This is a genomic window from Saccharopolyspora sp. MMCC62 (genome assembly GCF_057736575.1).
In genome coordinates this window covers 1-17,043 of the sequence record NZ_JBYKCM010000012.1, presented here as the reverse complement: position 1 = coordinate 17,043, position 17,043 = coordinate 1, and the positions used below count along the sequence as shown (strand labels likewise).

Annotated in this window: 14 protein-coding genes; 4 read left to right on the top strand and 10 right to left on the bottom strand. The window is 72.7% G+C overall.

Annotated elements, in window-relative coordinates:
- Positions 1-45: 45 nt before the first annotated feature.
- Positions 46-1,203 (bottom strand): glycosyltransferase, encoded by a 1,158-nt coding sequence (locus tag AC29IT_RS24595; RefSeq protein ID WP_488220253.1) that lies wholly within the window; start codon positions 1,201-1,203, stop codon positions 46-48.
- Between the two features lie 151 nt (positions 1,204-1,354).
- Positions 1,355-2,206, bottom strand: a complete 852-nt coding sequence (locus AC29IT_RS24590) for a helix-turn-helix domain-containing protein (RefSeq protein ID WP_488220252.1) — start codon at positions 2,204-2,206, stop codon at positions 1,355-1,357.
- Positions 2,207-2,384: 178 nt separating this feature from the next.
- On the opposite strand from AC29IT_RS24590, the gene AC29IT_RS24585 reads away from it, so the two are divergent.
- The 3 genes from AC29IT_RS24585 to AC29IT_RS24575 all read left to right on the top strand — a co-directional run bounded on the left by AC29IT_RS24585 (position 2,385) and on the right by AC29IT_RS24575 (position 4,456).
- Complete coding sequence (locus AC29IT_RS24585) at positions 2,385-3,074, top strand: type 1 glutamine amidotransferase domain-containing protein (protein ID WP_488220251.1); 690 nt, start codon at positions 2,385-2,387, stop codon at positions 3,072-3,074.
- A 357-nt stretch (positions 3,075-3,431) separates the two neighbouring features.
- Complete coding sequence (locus tag AC29IT_RS24580) at positions 3,432-3,614, top strand: hypothetical protein (protein ID WP_358436719.1); 183 nt, start codon at positions 3,432-3,434, stop codon at positions 3,612-3,614.
- Between the two features lie 179 nt (positions 3,615-3,793).
- Positions 3,794-4,456, top strand: a complete 663-nt coding sequence (locus tag AC29IT_RS24575) for a GntR family transcriptional regulator (RefSeq protein WP_358436716.1) — start codon at positions 3,794-3,796, stop codon at positions 4,454-4,456.
- Between the two features lie 83 nt (positions 4,457-4,539).
- Here the strand turns inward: AC29IT_RS24575 and AC29IT_RS24570 are convergent, their stop codons facing one another.
- Positions 4,540-5,703, bottom strand: a complete 1,164-nt coding sequence (locus tag AC29IT_RS24570) for an NAD(P)/FAD-dependent oxidoreductase (RefSeq protein ID WP_488220250.1) — start codon at positions 5,701-5,703, stop codon at positions 4,540-4,542.
- Entirely contained in the window at positions 5,704-6,048 is a 345-nt protein-coding gene (locus AC29IT_RS24565) for a bifunctional 3-phenylpropionate/cinnamic acid dioxygenase ferredoxin subunit (protein ID WP_358436710.1), read from the bottom strand. It abuts the gene before it with no gap.
- Positions 6,049-6,480: 432 nt separating this feature from the next.
- Here AC29IT_RS24565 and AC29IT_RS24560 point away from each other — a divergent pair, with 432 nt between their 5' ends.
- Entirely contained in the window at positions 6,481-7,914 is a 1,434-nt protein-coding gene (locus tag AC29IT_RS24560) for an MFS transporter (RefSeq protein ID WP_358436707.1), read from the top strand.
- Positions 7,915-8,345: 431 nt separating this feature from the next.
- On the opposite strand, the gene AC29IT_RS24555 is transcribed toward AC29IT_RS24560, so the two are convergent.
- From AC29IT_RS24555 to AC29IT_RS24530, 6 genes are all read right to left on the bottom strand, one after another.
- The gene (locus tag AC29IT_RS24555) at positions 8,346-9,491 is read right to left on the bottom strand and encodes an aromatic ring-hydroxylating oxygenase subunit alpha (protein WP_488220249.1); all 1,146 of its coding nucleotides are present in this window, start codon (positions 9,489-9,491) and stop codon (positions 8,346-8,348) included.
- 230 nt (positions 9,492-9,721) lie between these two features.
- Positions 9,722-10,570, bottom strand: a complete 849-nt coding sequence (gene purU / locus AC29IT_RS24550) for a formyltetrahydrofolate deformylase (protein WP_358436701.1) — start codon at positions 10,568-10,570, stop codon at positions 9,722-9,724.
- A 47-nt stretch (positions 10,571-10,617) separates the two neighbouring features.
- Positions 10,618-11,991: an L-serine ammonia-lyase gene (locus AC29IT_RS24545; RefSeq protein ID WP_488220248.1), complete on the bottom strand. Its 1,374-nt coding sequence runs from the start codon at positions 11,989-11,991 to the stop codon at positions 10,618-10,620.
- Between the two features lie 9 nt (positions 11,992-12,000).
- The gene (locus AC29IT_RS24540) at positions 12,001-12,906 is read right to left on the bottom strand and encodes a bifunctional 5,10-methylenetetrahydrofolate dehydrogenase/5,10-methenyltetrahydrofolate cyclohydrolase (protein WP_488220247.1); all 906 of its coding nucleotides are present in this window, start codon (positions 12,904-12,906) and stop codon (positions 12,001-12,003) included.
- Positions 12,907-13,139: 233 nt separating this feature from the next.
- Positions 13,140-13,760 (bottom strand): cyclodeaminase/cyclohydrolase family protein, encoded by a 621-nt coding sequence (locus AC29IT_RS24535; RefSeq protein WP_488220246.1) that lies wholly within the window; start codon positions 13,758-13,760, stop codon positions 13,140-13,142.
- A gap of 103 nt (positions 13,761-13,863) precedes the next feature.
- Entirely contained in the window at positions 13,864-16,329 is a 2,466-nt protein-coding gene (locus tag AC29IT_RS24530; protein WP_488220245.1) for a GcvT family protein, read from the bottom strand.
- Between the last annotated feature and the right edge of the window lie 714 nt (positions 16,330-17,043).

Below are 17,043 nucleotides of genomic sequence, written 5' to 3'. Positions count from 1 at the left end.
CATTCGCCCAAGGGGATCGGGCTGGTGGGCCATTCACCTCGGTGTTCAGGCCACGGGTTCGGGGGAGCCGGTGAGGGCGCGCAGCACGTCGGCGGGCGCGGGACGGGTGGCGAGCTCCGCCGCGACGGCCGCGGCCCGCTCCGCGTACGACGGATCGGACAGCACCCGCTCGATCGCGGCGGCGATCCCGGCGGGGGAGTCGACGACCACCGCGACCCCGGCGGCTTCCGCCCGCGCCGCGTTGACCGGCTGATCCGCGCCCTGCGGGCACAGCACCAGCGGAACCCCGCGGCTCAACGCGCCGAGCACGGTGCCCGAACCACCGGCGCCCACCACCACGCCCACCCCGTCGAGCAGGTCGTCCAGCGGCGCGAACGGCACGTAGTGGATCTCGGCGCCGGAGTCGCGCACCTCGTCGGCGCGCGCCGCGTTCGGCCCCGCGCCGTGGGACATGCCCAGCGTGACGCGCAGGTTCAGCGGCCTGCTCGACACGGCCGCGACGAACTCGTCCAGCACCCGCGGGTCGGAGAACACGGTGCCCAGCGTGACGAGCGCGGTCGGCCGGTCCGCGGCCGCGAAGCCGCGCTGCGGTGCCTCCCGGCCTTCCGGGCGGCGGTGCGCCCGGCCGCGCATCGGCAACGGCGGCACCGCGCTGGACCAGCCCGGCTCCTGCAACTCCTCCGGCCACGGGTCCAGGTAGGTGGTGGGCGGTTCGACGACGATCCCGCGTTCGCCGTGGTGGCGGGCCGCCGAAGCCTCGATCAGCTCGGCGAGCTCGGGCGGTACCGCCGGGCCGATTCCCGCCTGGTGCCAAGGAATTCCGAGCGCGGCGGCGACGAACGGGCCGAGGGCGTCGTAGTACTCGGCGATCACCAGGTCCGGCGCCCAGTCCCGCGCGCGTTCGATCGACTCGGCACCGCCGAGCTCCAGGCGGCAGGCGCCGAAGACCTCCCCGACGACCTCCGGCGTCGGGCGCATCACGTCGGTCCCGGTGCGGCGCGCGGCTTCGGTGGTGAACTCGATCGCGGTCGGACCGGCGGCGAGCAGCTCCACCTCGGCCGCCAGCTCGTCCTCGACGGCGGGCCGCATGTCGCCGCTGGTGAGCACCGCGGCCTGGTGCCCGTCGGCGAGCGCGGCCTCGATCAGCGGGGCGAGGGGAAGAAGGTGGCCGTAGGCGGGGACGGCGCTGAACAGCACGCGCACGGGGCGACTCCAAGAGCTGAAGGGGGCGCGCGGTGTCGCACGCTCGACCGGTGGCGCCGCGGCGCCACCGGCTCCCACGCTAAGGATGGTGCCGGTGGCACCTGCCGGGAAGGGCCGGAATTCCCTTCTCCGCGGGGAAAATCCTCGCCGGTCAGCGCGGCCGGGCGGGCACGCCCCAGCTGGCGAGCAGGCCCAGCGCCTCGCGGGAGGACGAGCCGGGTTCGGCGGTGTAGACGAACAGGGTGGTGTCCGGATCGCCGGGCAACGCGAAGGTCTCGTACTCGACGGTGAGCTCGCCGACCACCGGGTGCCGCAGCCGCTTCGACCCGTGGGTGCGCTGGTGCACCCGGTGCTCGTCCCACCACCGGCCGAATTCGCGGCTGCCCGCGCGCAGTTCGGCGACCAGGGCGATCGCCGCCCGGTCCGCGGGGTCGGCGCCGACGTCGAGGCGCAGGCTCTCCACGGTGGCCCGCGCGTGCACCTCCCAGTCGGCGAACAGCTCCCGCGCGCCGTCGTCCAGGAACATCCAGCGCGCGTAGTTGCGCCGCGCCGCGGGCATCCGCTCGAAGTCGGTGAACAGCGCCCGCGCCATCCGGTTGCTCGCGAGCACGTCGGTGCGCCTGCCGAGCACCAGCGCCGGTTCCCCGTCCAGCGAGTCGAGCAGCTGGTGGACGCCGGGCCGCAGCCGCTGCACCGAGTTCGGCCGGCTGCGGGGGCTCGCGGTCCGGCCGACGAGGGTCTCCAGGTGCGCGCGGCCCGCGGCGTCCAGGTCGAGCGCCCGTCCGATCGCCGCGACCACGGCGGGCGAGGGCACGATCCGCCGTCCCTGTTCGAGCCGCGCGTAGTAGTCGGTGGACACCCCGGCCAGCAGCGCGACCTCTTCGCGCCGCAGCCCGGGGACGCGCCGGACCCGCCCGTCGGCGGGCAGACCCGCGCGGGCGGGATCACCGAGGCCGCGGGCGCGGCGCAGGAAGTCGGCGAGTTCGCGGTTGTGCTGGGCCATGCCCGCGATTCTGCCGCCGCCCGGGTCCCCGCGCGGGCGTGCGGGTGGACCTCCGAGTCCCAGGTTCGCGGGTCCGCGCCCCGGCAGGGCGCGCGCGGCACCGGTTCCGGCGATCTCCGGCGACCAGGCTGGGGGTCGAGCCGGGGGAGGAACCCCCGCCGAGACCGGGAGGCGCCCGATGCGCAAGGTTCTGATCGTCATGTCCGCCGCCGACACCTGGATCCGCACCGACGGGTCGGCCTACCCGACGGGGTATTGGGCGGAGGAGCTCGCCGCGCCGCACGCGGAGTTCACCGCCGCCGGGTTCGCGGTGGACTTCGCCTCGCCGGGCGGGGTGCTGCAGCCGCTGGACCGGCACAGCGCCGACCCGGAGATCGCCGGGCCGGAGTGCGCGCGCCACGTCGAGCACGCGGCGGCGGCGCTGCGCGAGTTCGGCCCGCTGCTGCCGCTGGCGGAGGTGGTGCTCGACGACTACGCGGCGATCGTGCTGCCCGGCGGGCACGGGCCGGTGGTGGACCTGCACGAGGACGCCGACCTCGGCCGGCTGCTGGTGGCGGCGGACCGCGCGGGGGTGGCCATCGCCGCCGTCTGCCACGGCCCGGCCGCGCTGCTCAGCGCCGTGGACGAGGCGGGGGACTGGCGGTTCGCGCGGCGGCGGATGGCCGCGTTCACCGACGAGGAGGAGCGGCTGTTCGGCACCGCGGACGGCGCGCCGTGGCTGCTGGCGAGCCGGTTGCGGGAGCGGGGCGCGGTGCACGAGGGCGGGCCCGCCTACCAGCCGTTCACCGTGCGGGACGGGAACCTGTTCACCGGTCAGAACCCGGCGTCGAGCGGTCCGATGGCGCGGGAGGTGCTGGCGGTGCTGTGACCCCGGGCGGGCCACCACCCGGTCCTCGTCCTGAGCTGGGCAGGGACGTGGTCCGGGTCGCGCCCGCGAGCGGGTTGCGGCGACCGGTGCAGGCGGTTGCCCCGTCCGGCGCCGGTCGCCGCCCCACCGGACCAGCGCGCCCGATGATCACACCCGATCGGGCTAAGGGGAAAGATTGAACAATGCACTAGGTCATCACTTCGGCCGAATGTTGATCTACCGCTGGCCGCAATGGTGTGACCGCACGGCGTTGAGCGGAAAAATGAGCTGCCTTCTGATTACCGAACGTGCTGGAGTGAACCTCCGATCGGGGAGTTGTTCATCCGGAAGATGGCACGAGAGCTGGAGGCAAGGCTCATGGCAACCGACATCATTCACGACGGCATTCGGCACTGCGGGAAGGTCTCGCCCTGGAACAGCGATGCCACCTCGCTGTGCGGCAAGTTCTTCCTGCACGCGACCTACGAGGACACGTTCTTCAGCGGCATGCCGACCTGCCCGGAGTGCAAGGCGGCCAAGCGCGGCGGCAAGAAGCTCTGAGCCCGGATCGGCGCGGGAACACCCCGGCCGCGCCACGAGGGTGGCGCGGCCGCGCGCGTCCACTCGGTGGAAGCCGAGACGGGTTCTGTTCGTGTACAGACCGCCAACAGATACAGTGCTGATATGTCAAGGCTGGAGATGTGCGGAATCGACCGCCCCTCGGTGAAGCCGAGGCTGCGATGAGCCCGGCGACCACCGATGAACCCGTCTACGCGTCGTTGGCCGACAAGGCCTACGCGGAGATCTGCGACCGGCTCATCATGCTCGACATCCCGCCCATGACCGCGATCGACGACGTGGCGCTGGCGAAATCGCTGGACGTGGGGCGGACGCCCGTGCGCGAGGCGCTGAAGCGGCTGGAGATCGACCGGCTCGTGGTGTCCTACCCGCGCCGGGGGACCTTCGCGACCGCGGTGGACATCACCGACCTGGCCTACATCTCCGAGCTGCGGGTGCAGCTGGAACCGCTGGCGGCCCGCCGCGCCGCCGAATCCGCGAGCGCCGCCGTGCTGGCCGAGCTGCTGGAGATGGCCGACGAGCTGGACGAGGTCGACGTGCGGTCGCTGAGCCGCGACGAGCTGATGCGCTGGGACCTGCACGTCCACCGCGCGATCTACCGGGCCGCGGGGAACCCGCACCTGGAGGACACCCTGGTGCGCTACGACAACCTCGCCACCCGCATCTTCTGCCTGTTCCTGGAGCGCATGTCGCACTTCGACAGCCACGTCGGCGAGCACTCCGGGCTGCTGCGCGCGATCGGTTCCCGGTCCGCCGACGAGGCCGAGCAGCTGGCCTGCGACCACGTGCTCGGCTTCGAGGAGGCCATCCGCGCGGTGGTGTGATCCGCCGGGCGGAGCGAGGGAGCAGGGCGCCTCGCTCCTTCCGGGACGTGGTCACGGCCGCGGCGGCCGGACCGGGTGCGCGATCACAACCTGGCGGCGAGCCGTCGTCGCCAGCGCCCGAACGACTTGGTCCGGTCGACCGAGAGCACTCCGACCGGTTCGTCCGCGGAATCCAGGTACAGCGCGAGGAACTCGCCGGAGTCGACGTCGCCCTCTTCGATCCGGATCGTGCAGCCGGGGCTCCGGTGTCCGGCGAACTGGATCTTGCTGCCGTACTGGTCGGACCAGAAGTACGGGACCGCGTGGTGCGCCGGGGCGGAGTGCTCGGCGCCGAGCAGTGCGGCGGCCGCGGCCGCCGGGTGCTGCGCGGCGTTCGTCCAGTGCTCCAGCCGCAGCGGTTCGGACGTGTAGTCCCGGTGGGCGTTGGCGCAGTCGCCGACCGCCACCACCTCCGGTACCTCGGTCCGGCCCGCGGCGTCGGTGCGCACGCCGTTCTGCAGCGGGATCCCGGAGCCTTCCAGCCATTCGACGTTCGGCTGCGCCCCGATGCCGACCACGACCACGTCGGCGGGCAGTTCGCGGCCGTCGTCGAGCCGCACGGCGGTCACCCGGGGATCGCCGACGAGTCCGGCGACGCCGGTGCCGACGTGCATCCGCACCCCGTTGCGGGCGTGCAGCCTGCCGCACACCTCGCCCATCTCGGGGCCGAGCGCGCGGTGCAGCGGGACGGCGGCGGCCTCGACCACGTCCACTTCGACGCCGAGCCCGACCGCGGTGGAGGCGATCTCGGCGCCGATGAAGCCGGCGCCGATGACGACGAGGCGGGCGCCGGGCACGAGTTCCTTGCGCAGTGCGCGGGCGTCGTCGAGGGTGCGCAACGTCCGGACGCCCTCCGGCACCGGTCCGGGGAACGGGCGGGCGCGGGCGCCGGTGGCGAGCACGACGGCGTCGGAGGTGATCCGCTCGCCGCCTTCGAGCAGCACGGCGCGGTCCCGGGCGTCCAGGCCGGTGGCCGCGCGGCCCAGCCGCCAGTCCACCTCCAGCGCGGAGTCGTCCGGTTCGGTCAGGGCGATGTCGTCCTCGGAGGCGGTGCCCGCGAGGTACTCCTTGGACAGCGGCGGCCGGTCGTAGGGGGCGTGCTCCTCATCGCCGACGACGACGATGCGCCCGTCGAAGCCGTGCTCGCGCAGTGCGCGGACCGCGGTGAGGCCGGCGAGCGAGGCTCCGACGACGGTGATCTCGCGCAATCAACTCACCTCTTCCACGACGGCACCGGCGGCGACCTCGACGTCGCTGGTCTCGAGCACGTAGACGAGTCCGTCGTCCACGGCGACCCGGTGGGTTCGCACGGGTTTCTTGGCGGGCGGGCCGCTGGGGCGGCCGGTGCGCAGGTCGAAGCAGGCCGCGTGCAGCGGACATTCGACCGCGCAGCCTTCGAGCCAACCGTCGGAGAGCGAAGCGTCCTGGTGCGTGCAGGTGTCGTCGATGGCGAACAGCTCGCCGTCCACGTTGAACACAGCGATCGCCACCTCGCCCTGCACCCGGGCCGACTCGCCGGGGGGGATGTCGGACAGCGCGCCCACTAGAATCATTCTGGCCTCCTGTTGCAGATGGCGGAACCCGTACTGCAATGCGCAACCGATAGAATGAGGCTCGTCACCTTGGTCGTCAACGATGAAATTCGCCGTCTTCGCCGAGCGGGCGAATCGGGGCCCACGGAGGCCTGAGAGTTGCCGCGGGTGTAACGCGCGGAAACCCGCCGGTAGCGAAAACCCTTAGTGCTGTGGGAAGTTCGCGGCGCGCCGCCCGCCGGGGAGCGCCCGGCCGCCGGTGCCCGCGATGGGGTCCAGGGCGGGCTCTGGACGGACCGCGAGGGCACCGGAACGGCGTGTTGACCCGGCCCTGACCACGGCTTATCGTGCAACAGATATATCAACCACCGGACCTGGCTTCGAAGGAGATGGGGCAGCCGGGACCGCGCGGCCGCGCCGCGGCTCGCGGCAGCGCGCAGCGGGGGAGACCTCATGATCGACCGATCGAAGCGGCCCAAGCGGGTCTTCCGCAGACCGGCCGTGGAGGAGGAGCGCACCGTCCGCCGCGCCGTCGCCGCGGCCGCGATCGGCAACGTCGCGGAGTGGTACGACTTCGGGATCTACTCCTACCTCGCCGCCGTCGTGCTCGGCCGGGTCTTCTTCCCGGAAGGCGGCCAGTGGGCCACCGCCTACACCCTCGGCGCGTTCGCGGCGGCCTTCCTGATGCGCCCGCTCGGCGGACTCGTGTTCGGCAGGCTCGGCGACAAGATCGGGCGCACCAAGGTCCTCTCCGCCACCGTCGTGCTGATGGCCGTGTCCACCGTGCTGCTCGGGCTCATCCCGGCCTACGGGGCCATCGGCGTGGCCGCGCCGCTGCTGGTGCTGTTCGTGCGGATGCTGCAGGGCTTCTCCGCGGGCGGTGAGTACACCGGGGCGCTCACCCTCGTCGCCGAGTACGCACCGGACCGCAGGCGCGGTTTCTTCGGCAGCTGGCTGGAGTTCGGCACCCTCACCGGCTACACGTTCGGCGCCGGGGTGTGCTGGACGGTGATCGCCGTGCTGCCCGAGCAGGACCTGCTCGCCTGGGGCTGGCGGGTGCCGTTCATGCTCGCGCTGCCGCTCGGCATCACCGGCATCTACCTGCGGCTGCGGCTGGAGGACACCCCGGCGTTCCGGCAGCTCATGGAACGCTCACCGGCGCTGGCCACGATGTCCTCCCGGCGCGCGCTGCAGATCGTGGTGACCCGGTACCGGGCGGCCGCGCTCGTCGCCGTCGGCGTCGTGGTGGCCTGGAACGTCACGAACTACGTGCTGACGAACTACATCCCGACCTACCTCACCGGCACGCTGCCGCGCTACGGGCTCGGCGGCACCAGCCCCGAGGTCGCCACCGCGCTCCAGGTCGTCGTCATGGTGCTGATGCTGTGCGTGATCGTCTCGGTGGGGCGGCTCAGCGATCGCGTCGGGCGGAAACCCGTGCTGATGACCGGGAGCGTCGGGCTGATCCTGCTGGGACTGCCCGCGATCTGGCTGCTGCGGGCGGGACTGGTGGGGCAGGTCGCCGGGCTGCTCATCATCGGGCTCGCCCTGGTGTGCTTCGCCGCCGTCTCGCCGTCCACGCTGCCCGCGCTGTTCCCCACCATGATCCGGTACAGCAGCCTGGCGGTGCTGTTCAACCTCGCCGTGTCGCTGTTCGCGGGGACCGCGCCGACCATCATCGAAGCGCTGGCGACCGCGACGGGGAACCTGGACTGGCCGGGCTACTTCCTGGTGGGGGCGGGGATCGTCGGGGTCGTCAGCACGCACTTCCTCAGCGAGCAGGCGGGGCGGCCGCTGGACGGGGCGGCGCCGCTGACCTCCAGCTCCGAGCTCCCGTCGCCGCCGCTGTCCGCCGACGGGGTGCCGCTGGAGAGCCCGCGGCAGTAGGCGGGCGGCGCTGTCCTGTGCTGCGCTGTCTGGTCCTGCCCTGCCTGATCCTGCGCTGCCTGGTCCTGTGCTGTGCTGTGCTGTGCTGCGCTGCGTGTCCTGTCCTGCCCGGCGCCGTGCTGTCCGGTCCCGTACTGCCCGGTCCCGTGTTGCCCGGTCCAGTGCCGACCGGCTCCGCGTTGTGCCGCCCGGTCCTGCGCCGCGCCGTGTCGGGATCTGCGCCGCGCCGTCGGCTCGGCCCCGGTCCGCGCTGTCCGGCTCCGCGCCGCCCGTTCCCGTTCCGCCCGACTCCGCACCCGGCGCAGTGCGAGTCCGCGCCGGCGGAAACCGTTGCCGCACCGGGAGAATCGAGCGGCCGCGACCGCGCCCGGACCAGGGCAGCACGAGGGCCCCGCGCGGCGGGAAGCCGCGCGGGGCCGGGAGAACGGTGCTCAGCCCACCCGCTTGCGCACCCAGTCGTGGAACTCGCCGATGTGGTGCTCGCTCGGCACCAGCACCCCGCCCTTGCGGTACGACCGCGAGTCCATCGCCAGCTGGCAGCGCTCGCACGCGTCGAAGTCCTGCTGGTTCACCCGGTGGAACAGCTCCACCGACCGGTCGATGTCCGCGCCGGAATCCACCACCTCCGGCAGGTACAGCCAGTCGCAGCGCACGATCGTGCGCTCCGCCGACAGCGGGAACATCCGGTGGAACACCACGTGGTCCGGCACCAGGTTGATGAACACCTGCGGGCGCACCGTGATCGCGTAGTAGCGGCGGTCCTGGTCCTCCTGCACACCGGGAATCCGATCCAGGCCCGCCGAACCGTCGACGGTGAAGCCCTGCACCTCCTCGCCGAACTCGGCGCCGTGGCCCACGAAGTACTGCGCGGCGAGGCCGTCGGCGAACTCCGGCAGCACCTCGGTGAGCTCCGGGTGGATCGTCGCGCAGTGGTAGCACTCCATGAAGTTCTCGACGATCTGCTTCCAGTTCGCCTGCACGTCGTACTCGATGCGCCTGCCCAGCTTCAGGTCCGCCACCTGGTAGCCCACGATCGCCTCCGGCGAGCCCAGGCGGTTGGTGACGTCCCCGATCACCGTCTCCTCGAACGACGGCGGGTCCTCGGCCAGGCACAGCCACACGTACCCCAGCCACTCCTGCACGTGCACGGTGTGCAGCCCGTACTCGACGCGGTCGATGTCCTGCATCGCGTTCAGGTTCGGCGCCGCCACCAGCTTGCCGTCCAAGCCGTACGTCCACGCGTGGTACGGGCACTGGAAGGAGCGCCGCACCTCGCCCTTCTCCTCCGTGCACAGCCGGGCCCCGCGGTGCCTGCACACGTTCAGGTAGGCCTTCACGGCACCGTCCCGGCCGCGGGTCACGATGACGCTCTCCCGGCCGATCTGCACCGTCTCGTACTGGCCGGGGCGCTCCAGGTCGGCGCTGAGCACCGCGCAGAACCACCCCGCCTCGAAGATCGCCTCCTGCTCGGTCCGGAAGATCGACGGGTCCGTGTAGTAGTAGCCGGCCAGCGTCTCGCGCAGGCTCTCGGGCAGGGCTTCGCCGGTGTCGGGAGTGGACAGCTCACCGGTGGTCATGGCAGTGCTCCTCGCGGCAGAGGGGAAGGGGACACAACTCGCTACGGCATCGGAACCGGCGGGCGCAGGGGCCGCCCGCGGAACGTCGGGAACGCACCGCGCGGCGGATTCCGCGCGGTGGCTGCTGAGTGGAAGTCGAGAGTCGTTGCACGAACAGCAACGGGGTGCGCATTGCGCTACAGATGGCAGCGCGTCGCGAACGGGATGTCAAGACCCGCGGCCGGAACCGGTCACCGGAACACCACGGTGCTGTGCCCGTTCGGCAGCACCCGCCGCTCGCAGTGCCAGCGCACCGCCCGGGACAGCGCCAGCGCCTCCGCGTCCCGGCCCACCGTCTGCAGCGCCACCGGGTCGTGCGTGTGGTCGATGCGGATCACCTCCTGCTCGATGATCGGGCCTTCGTCCAGGTCCGGGGTCACGTAGTGCGCCGTCGCGCCCACCAGCTTCACCCCGCGCGAATACGCCTGGTGGTACGGCTTCGCGCCCTTGAAGCCCGGCAGGAACGAGTGGTGGATGTTGATCGCCCGGCCCTCCAGCGCCTTGCACGCCTCGTCCGAGAGCACCTGCATGTAGCGGGCCAGCACCACCAGCTCCACGTCGTACTCGTCCACCAGCTCCAGCAGCCGGGCCTCGGCGGCGGCCTTCGTCTCCGGCGTCACCGGCACGTGGATGAACGGCAGGCCCGCCGACTCCGCCATCGGCCGCAGCGTCTCGTGGTTCGACACCACGGCCACGATGTCCGCGCTCAACCCGCCGGACCGCCAGCGGAAGATGAGGTCGTTCAGGCAGTGGCCCAGCTTCGAGACCATCACCAGCACCCGGGCGTCGCGGTCCGCGTCGAACGAGAAGGACATCTCGAAGTCCGCGGCCACCGGCTCGAACCCGCGCGACACCGCCGCCAGGTCCACCTCGCGGTCCGCCGTCACCTGGGTGCGCAGGAACAACCGGCCCTTCACGCCGTCGTCGAACTGGCGGTACTCGGCGATGTCGCAGCCCTGGCCCACCAGGTAGCTGCTGACCGCGTGGACGATGCCGCTGCGGTTGGGGCAGCTCAACGTCAGGGTGAACTTCCTGGTCATCGTCGTTCCTCCTGTGCTCGCACGGCTCTGGTCGCGGTCGGGGGTCGTCAGCACTCGACGACGTTGAGGGCGAGGCCGCCGCGGGCGGTCTCCTTGTACTTGTCCTTCATGTCCGCCCCGGTCTCGCGCATCGTCTTGATCGCCTTGTCCAGGGAGACGTGGTGCTCGCCGTCGCCGCGCAGCGCCATCCGGGCCGCCGTGATCGCCTTGATCGCGGCCACCGCGTTCCGCTCGATGCACGGGATCTGCACCAGGCCGCCCACCGGATCGCAGGTGAGGCCCAGGTTGTGCTCGATGCCGATCTCCGCGGCGTTCTCCACCTGCTCCGGGGTGCCGCCCAGCACCTCCGCCAGGCCGGCGGCGGCCATCGAGCACGCCGACCCGACCTCGCCCTGGCAACCCACCTCGGCACCCGAGATCGACGCGTTCTCCTTGAACAGCACGCCGATCGCGCTCGCCGTCAGCAGGAACCGCACCACCGCGTCCTCGTCGAACCCGGCCAGGAACCGATGCGCGTAGTGCAGCACCGCGGGCACGATCCCGGCCGCGCCGTTCGTCGGCGCCGTCACGACCCGCCCGCCCGCCGCGTTCTCCTCGTTCACCGCCAGCGCGTAGAGCGTCACCCACTCCATCGCGTGCAGCGCGTCGCTCTCGTCGACGCCGGACTCCAGCCGCTCCCGCAGCTCCTTGGCCCGGCGCCGCACCCGCAGCCCGCCGGGCAGCACGCCACCGGTGCGGGAACCGTTGTCCACGCATTCCCGCATCACCGACCAGATGTGCAGCAGGCCGTCCCGGGTCTCCTGCTCGGGCCGCCAGGACAGCTCGTTCGCCAGCATCACGTCGCTGATCCGCGAGCCGGACTCCCGGGCCCGCGCCAGCAGTTCCGCGCCGGTGCGGAACGGGAAGCGCACCTCGGGCCCGCCCGCCACCAGCACCGGGCGGCCCGCCTCGTCCTCGTCCAGCACGAAGCCACCGCCGACGGAGAAGAACTCGCGGCGCAGCAGCGGTTCCCCGTGCTCGTCGAACGCGTCGAAGCGCATGCCGTTGGTGTGGAACTCCAGCCGCTTCCGCCGGTGCAGCACCACGTCCCGGTCCACCGAGAACGCGATCTTGCGCTCCCCGCCGAGGCTGATCCGGCCCTCCTCCCGCACCGCCCGCACGTCCGGTTCGGTGCGCACCGGGTCCACCAGGTGCGGTTGCTCGCCCAGCAGGCCCAGCACCACCGCCGGGACGCTGCCGTGGCCGTGGCCCGTCGCGCCCAGCGAACCGAACAGCTCGCAGCGCACCGCCGCCACCCGGGGCAGCACCCCGGACTCGCGCAACCGCGCCACGAACCGGAACGCTGCCAGCATCGGGCCGACCGTGTGCGAACTCGACGGCCCGATGCCCACTTTGAACAGGTCGAACACTGAGAGGGTCATGCGCGCTCCTCACCTGGAGGTTTCCCGGTCCGGCGCGGCGCGGTCCGCGCCGTCGACAGCCGGCTCACGGCCGCTCTCCGCGAGCGCGGCCCGCACGGTGTGCCGCAGCAGCAGCGCCGTCGTCACCGGCCCCACCCCGCCCGGCACCGGCGTCAACGCCGCGACCCGGCCGGACACCCCGGGAGCCACGTCGCCGACCAGCCCGCCGTCCGGCGTCGGATTGGTGCCCACGTCCACCACGACCGAACCCGGGTGCACGTGCTCCTCCGCGATCAGGCCCGGCCGGCCCACCGCCACCACCAGCACCTCCGCGGCGCGGGTGCGCGCGGCCAGGTCCGCGGTGTGCCGGTGGCAGACCGTCACCGTCGCGTCCCGCTGCAGCAGCAGCTGCGCCACCGGTTTCCCCACCACGGTGGAACGGCCCACCACCGCGCAGTCCCGGCCCGCGAGCGGCACGACGTGGTGGTCCAGCACCGCCAGCACCGCGGCCGCCGTCGCGGGCGGGAACGCGGGCAGCCCGGCGGCGAGCCTGCCCGCCGACAGCGGGTTCGCCCCGTCCACGTCCTTGTCCGGCGCGATCGCGGCGGCCAGCTCGTCGAAGTCGGCGCCCGGCGGCAGCGGGGTCTGCAGGATGATGCCGTGCACTTCCGGTTCGGCGCTCAGCGAGGCGAGCTCCTCGCGGATGCGGTCCGCGGTGGCGTCGGCGCCGAGGTCCACGACCTCGCACTCCACGCCGGACTTCGCGGCGGCCTTCGCGATCGAGCGCACGTACCAGGCGCTCGACTCGTCGTCGGTGGCCACCACGACGGCCAGCCGGGCGGGCACTCCCGCGGCGGCGAGTTCGGCCGCCGCGGCGGCGACCTCGGCCCGGATGGCACGGGCCGGGCCGGTGCCGTCCAGGACCGCGGTCTCCACCGGCGGCGTCGCGGTGGCGGGTGCGCCGGTCGCGGGCGGATCGGTTGCGGGCGCAGCGGTTTCGGACGCAGGGGTTTCGGACAGAGAGGTTGCGGGCACGGGGTTTTCGGGCACAGCGGCTTCGGCCCGAGGGGTTTCGGACGCTGGGGTTTCGGACGCCGGGGTTTCGGACCGGGCGGCTTCGGACACGTCGGCCGTCGGCGGGTCGGTGTCGGGCACTGCCGGGGAAGTGGTCATCGCTGGATCTGCTCCCGTACCGCGGTGGTGGTCTCATCGGCTCGGTGGAGGACATCGGTGGCCGCGGCGATCGCCGCGGCCAGTTCGTCCCGCATCGCCGGGTCGGCGATGCCGGGCAGGTTCACCTCCGCGTTCACCCGCGAGGTGGCGGCGGCCGCGCGCGCCGCGTCCGCGGCCGCCGCGACATCGGTGATCACGTTGCGGTTCCCGATCGGCCGCAACCGCTCGGCGAGCCCCACGACCCGGCCGGCGACCTCGATGACCTGGGCGGGCACCCGGCTCGCCTCGGCCAGGGCCGCCGCGATCGCCCGGGACCGCGCCGCCTTCGCCTCCGCGGTGTCCTTCGGCAGGCCGTAGGCGGCGCCGACCGCGCCGAACGCGGTGGCGTCCCGCTCCGCCAGATCCAGCGCCAGGCCGCGCAGCTCGTCGGCCGCGGTCAGCACCGCGTCGATCTCCGCCGCGTGCTCGGCGTACTTCGGGCCGTCGCTGAACCGCGCGACCATGGCGATCAGGGCGGCTCCCTGCGCGGCGTGCAGCCCGGCGGTCGCGCCCCCGCCCGGGGCGGGATCGCGGGAGGCGAGCCGCTGCAGGAAGGTGTCGATCGAATCCGTGCGCATCAGCATCCTTCGTCGTAGTGCGGAAAACCCGTTCCAGGTGACCGGGCCGGCGGCCCACCCCGCTCGGAGCGGAGGGGCCGCCCACCTCGCGAGCGGTCCGGGATCACCTGCGGATCCGGTGCATCTCCGGGTCGACGAGCGGTTCGGCGGCGACGGTGGCCCGCACCATCCGGTCGAAGTACTTGATCTCCACCGAGGTCCCGGGTTCCGCCGAGGCGGGCAGCCACGCGTAGGCGATGGGGAAGCCCAGGGTGTGCGAGAACGCCGCCGAGGTGACGTACCCGGCGGGCGCCGAGTCGACGAACACCGGCTCCGCGCCGAGCACCACGCTGCGCCCGTCGTCGATCGTCAGGCAGGACAGCCGCCGCGCCACCGACTCCTGGTCGCGGCCCTCCAGCGCGTCCTTGCCGACGAAGTCGCCCTTGTTCCGGCGGACCGCGAACCCGACGCCCGCCTCGAACGGGTCGTGCTCGGTGGTCATGTCCGCGCCCCACGCCCGGTAGCCCTTCTCCAGCCGCAGGCTGTTGAACGCGGCGCGCCCCGCGGCGACCACCCCGAGCTCGCGGCCCGCCTCGAACAGCACGTCCCACAGCCGCTGCCCGTACTCGGCGCTGGTGTAGATCTCCCAGCCGAGCTCGCCGACGTAGGACACCCGCATCGCGGTGACCGGGATGCCCGCGATGCGCGCCTGCTTGCAGCGGAAGAACTTCAAGCCCTCGTGGGAGAAGTCGTCCCGGCTCAACGGCTGCACCAGGTCCCGGGCCAGCGGCCCCCACACCCCGACGCAGCAGGTGCCGCCGGTGATGTCCCTGACCTGCACGCCGTGGTCGTCGGGCAGGTTCCGCCGCAGGTGGTCCAGGTCCAGGTTCCCGTTGGCACCGACCTGGAACAGCCGTTCGCCGAGCCGTGCCACGGTGAGGTCGCTGCGCACACCGCCCGCGCGGTCCAGCATCAGCGTGTAGGTGACCGAGCCGACGGACTTGTCCATCTTGCCGGTGGTGAGCCGGTCCAGGAACTCCAGCGACCCGGGACCGGACACCTCCAGCCGCTTCAGCGGGGTCATGTCGTAGAGGGCGACGGCGGTGCGGGTCTTCCACGCCTCGACGGCGGCGACGGGGGAGTGGAACATCGCGGACCAGGCGTCCCGCGACGGCGGCTGCCACTCCATCGGCAGTTCCTTGACCAGCGGCGCGTTGGCCTCGTACCAGTGCGGGCGCTCCCAGCCGTGCGCTTCCAGGAAGAACGCGCCGAGTTCGCGCTGCCGGGCGTGGAACGGGCTGACCCGCAGGTCCCGCGGGGAGAACTTCGGCTGCAGCGGGTGCTTGACGTCGTAGATCTCCACGAAGTTGCGCTGCGAGGTCTCGTCCGCGTGCTGCGGGGTCACCTCGATCTCGTCGAAGCGGTGCACGTCGCAGCCGTGCAGTTCGATCTCGCTGCGCCCGTCCACCAGCAGTTGCGCGACGGCGCGCGCCACGCCGGAGGAGTGCGTCACCCACACCGCCTCGGCGATCCAGAACCCGGCCACGTCGGGGGATTCGCCGACCAGCGGCCCGCCGTCGGGGGTGAAGGAGAAGACGCCGTTGAACCCGGTCTCGACCTTCGCGGTGCGCAGCGCGGGCAGCAGCCGCTTGCTGTGCTCCCAGGACGGGGCGAAGTCCTCCTCGGTGAACGCCAGCATCGACGGCATCGCCGCTTCGCTGGGCGCGTCCTCGTCCTGCGGCAGCTCGTCCAGCCCGACCGGGATGGGGCGGTGCGCGTAGGTGCCGATGCCGAGCCGGTCGTCGTGCTCGCGGTAGTACAGGTCGTGGTCCTGGTGCCGCAGGATCGGCAGCCGTGCTTCGATCCGCGCGTCGTTGCGCCCGGCGAGTTCGGGCAGCTGGTCGGTCTGCGCGTACTGGTGCGCCAGCGGCAGCAGCGGCACCCGCATGCCGACCATGTCGCCGATGGCCTGGCCCCAGAACCCGGCGCAGGACACCACGACGTCGGCGGGCACCTCGCCCTGGTCGGTCTCGACGCCGGTGACCTTGCCGCCGCTGGTGCTGATGCCGAGGACCCGGGTGGAGCCCTGGAAGCGGGCGCCGCGGGCTTCGGCGCGGCGGGCGAGGGCGATGACGGCGCGGGAGGCCTTGGCCAGCCCGTCGGTGGGGGTGTGCAACCCGCCGAGGACGCGGTCCCGGTCCAGCAGCGGGTGCAGCTTCGCGCACTCCGCCGGGTCGAGGACGGTGCCGGGCACGCCCCAGGAGGTCGCCCAGCCCTGCTTGCGGTGCAGGTCGGCGAGCCGTTCCGGCGTGGTGGCGATCTCCAGGCCGCCGACCTGGTTGAAGCACCACCCGCCGTCGACGTCCAGCGAGGCGAGCTTGTCCCTGGTGTAGGTGGCGAACTCGGTCATCGTCTTCGACCCGGCGGTCTGGAAGACGAGTCCGGGGGCGTGCGAGGTGGAACCGCCGGTGAGCGGCAGCGGTCCCTGGTCGAGGACGGTGACGCGGTTCCAGCCGCGTTCGGTGAGCTCGTCGGCGAGGTTGGTGCCGACGATCCCGGCTCCGATGATGACGACGCGGGGGGTGCTCATGCTGGTCTCCTAACGGGCGGCCTGCGGCGACCGCTGCGAGGACGGCAGGTGCGGACTGGGTGCCACGGGGCAGGAGCTCGGGTCTGGCGAAGGGGAGTGGTGGGGTTCGGTGGTCGGCCGATGCGGAGTTCCGCGGAGCACGGGGGACGTGTCGGAACGGGCCGCCCGACGGCGGTGACCTGGCCGAGCCGGATGCCGGATTCCGGGTGCGCCCCCGGACCGACCGGAACAGCTGAACACAAGACTGATATATCAAGTGAACGGCAGAGTAAGCACTGGTAGGAGTGGCGGTCAAGAGCCGATTCGGCGCTTCTGGTCGCGGTGCACGCGGACGGCTGAACGCGGCGCCCGCCGTGCGGCGCGGCGCCCCTCCGGGCGCGTCGCGGGGCGGTGGTCGGTGCAGGTCGCGGTGGGCTCGCGCATCCGCGACCTTCGGCCCTTGACCCCGGGAATTCCGCTGCTTACGCTCGGGAAGCCATCTGATATTTCAGTTGGATGATAGTCGTCCGGTCGGCCGTTCAGCCGCCGTCTCTCCAGTGCTCCCATGCAGATTCCCCGCACCGAAGGAGTCCCATGAGCTCGTCCGGCACCCCCTCGACCCCGTCCGGGAACACCGCGGACGTCGACGCGTTCAACGACCGGCTTGCGGTGGTGGATCCGGAGGTGGCCGCTGCTGTGGGGGCGGAGCTGGGTCGTCAGCAGAACACGTTGGAG

What these genes read in the sequence shown, in the direction of transcription:
- AC29IT_RS24590 (WP_488220252.1), bottom strand. Translation starts at nt 2,206, where the DNA reads ATGGCCCAGCACAACCGCGAACTCGCCGACTTCCTGCGCCGCGCCCGC.
- AC29IT_RS24585 (WP_488220251.1), top strand. Translation starts at nt 2,385, where the DNA reads ATGCGCAAGGTTCTGATCGTCATGTCCGCCGCCGACACCTGGATCCGC.
- AC29IT_RS24580 (WP_358436719.1), top strand. Translation starts at nt 3,432, where the DNA reads ATGGCAACCGACATCATTCACGACGGCATTCGGCACTGCGGGAAGGTC.
- AC29IT_RS24575 (WP_358436716.1), top strand. Translation starts at nt 3,794, where the DNA reads ATGAGCCCGGCGACCACCGATGAACCCGTCTACGCGTCGTTGGCCGAC.
- AC29IT_RS24565 (WP_358436710.1), bottom strand. Translation starts at nt 6,048, where the DNA reads ATGATTCTAGTGGGCGCGCTGTCCGACATCCCCCCCGGCGAGTCGGCC.
- AC29IT_RS24560 (WP_358436707.1), top strand. Translation starts at nt 6,481, where the DNA reads ATGATCGACCGATCGAAGCGGCCCAAGCGGGTCTTCCGCAGACCGGCC.
- AC29IT_RS24555 (WP_488220249.1), bottom strand. Translation starts at nt 9,491, where the DNA reads ATGACCACCGGTGAGCTGTCCACTCCCGACACCGGCGAAGCCCTGCCC.
- purU (WP_358436701.1), bottom strand. Translation starts at nt 10,570, where the DNA reads ATGACCAGGAAGTTCACCCTGACGTTGAGCTGCCCCAACCGCAGCGGC.
- AC29IT_RS24545 (WP_488220248.1), bottom strand. Translation starts at nt 11,991, where the DNA reads ATGACCCTCTCAGTGTTCGACCTGTTCAAAGTGGGCATCGGGCCGTCG.
- AC29IT_RS24535 (WP_488220246.1), bottom strand. Translation starts at nt 13,760, where the DNA reads ATGCGCACGGATTCGATCGACACCTTCCTGCAGCGGCTCGCCTCCCGC.
- AC29IT_RS24530 (WP_488220245.1), bottom strand. Translation starts at nt 16,329, where the DNA reads ATGAGCACCCCCCGCGTCGTCATCATCGGAGCCGGGATCGTCGGCACC.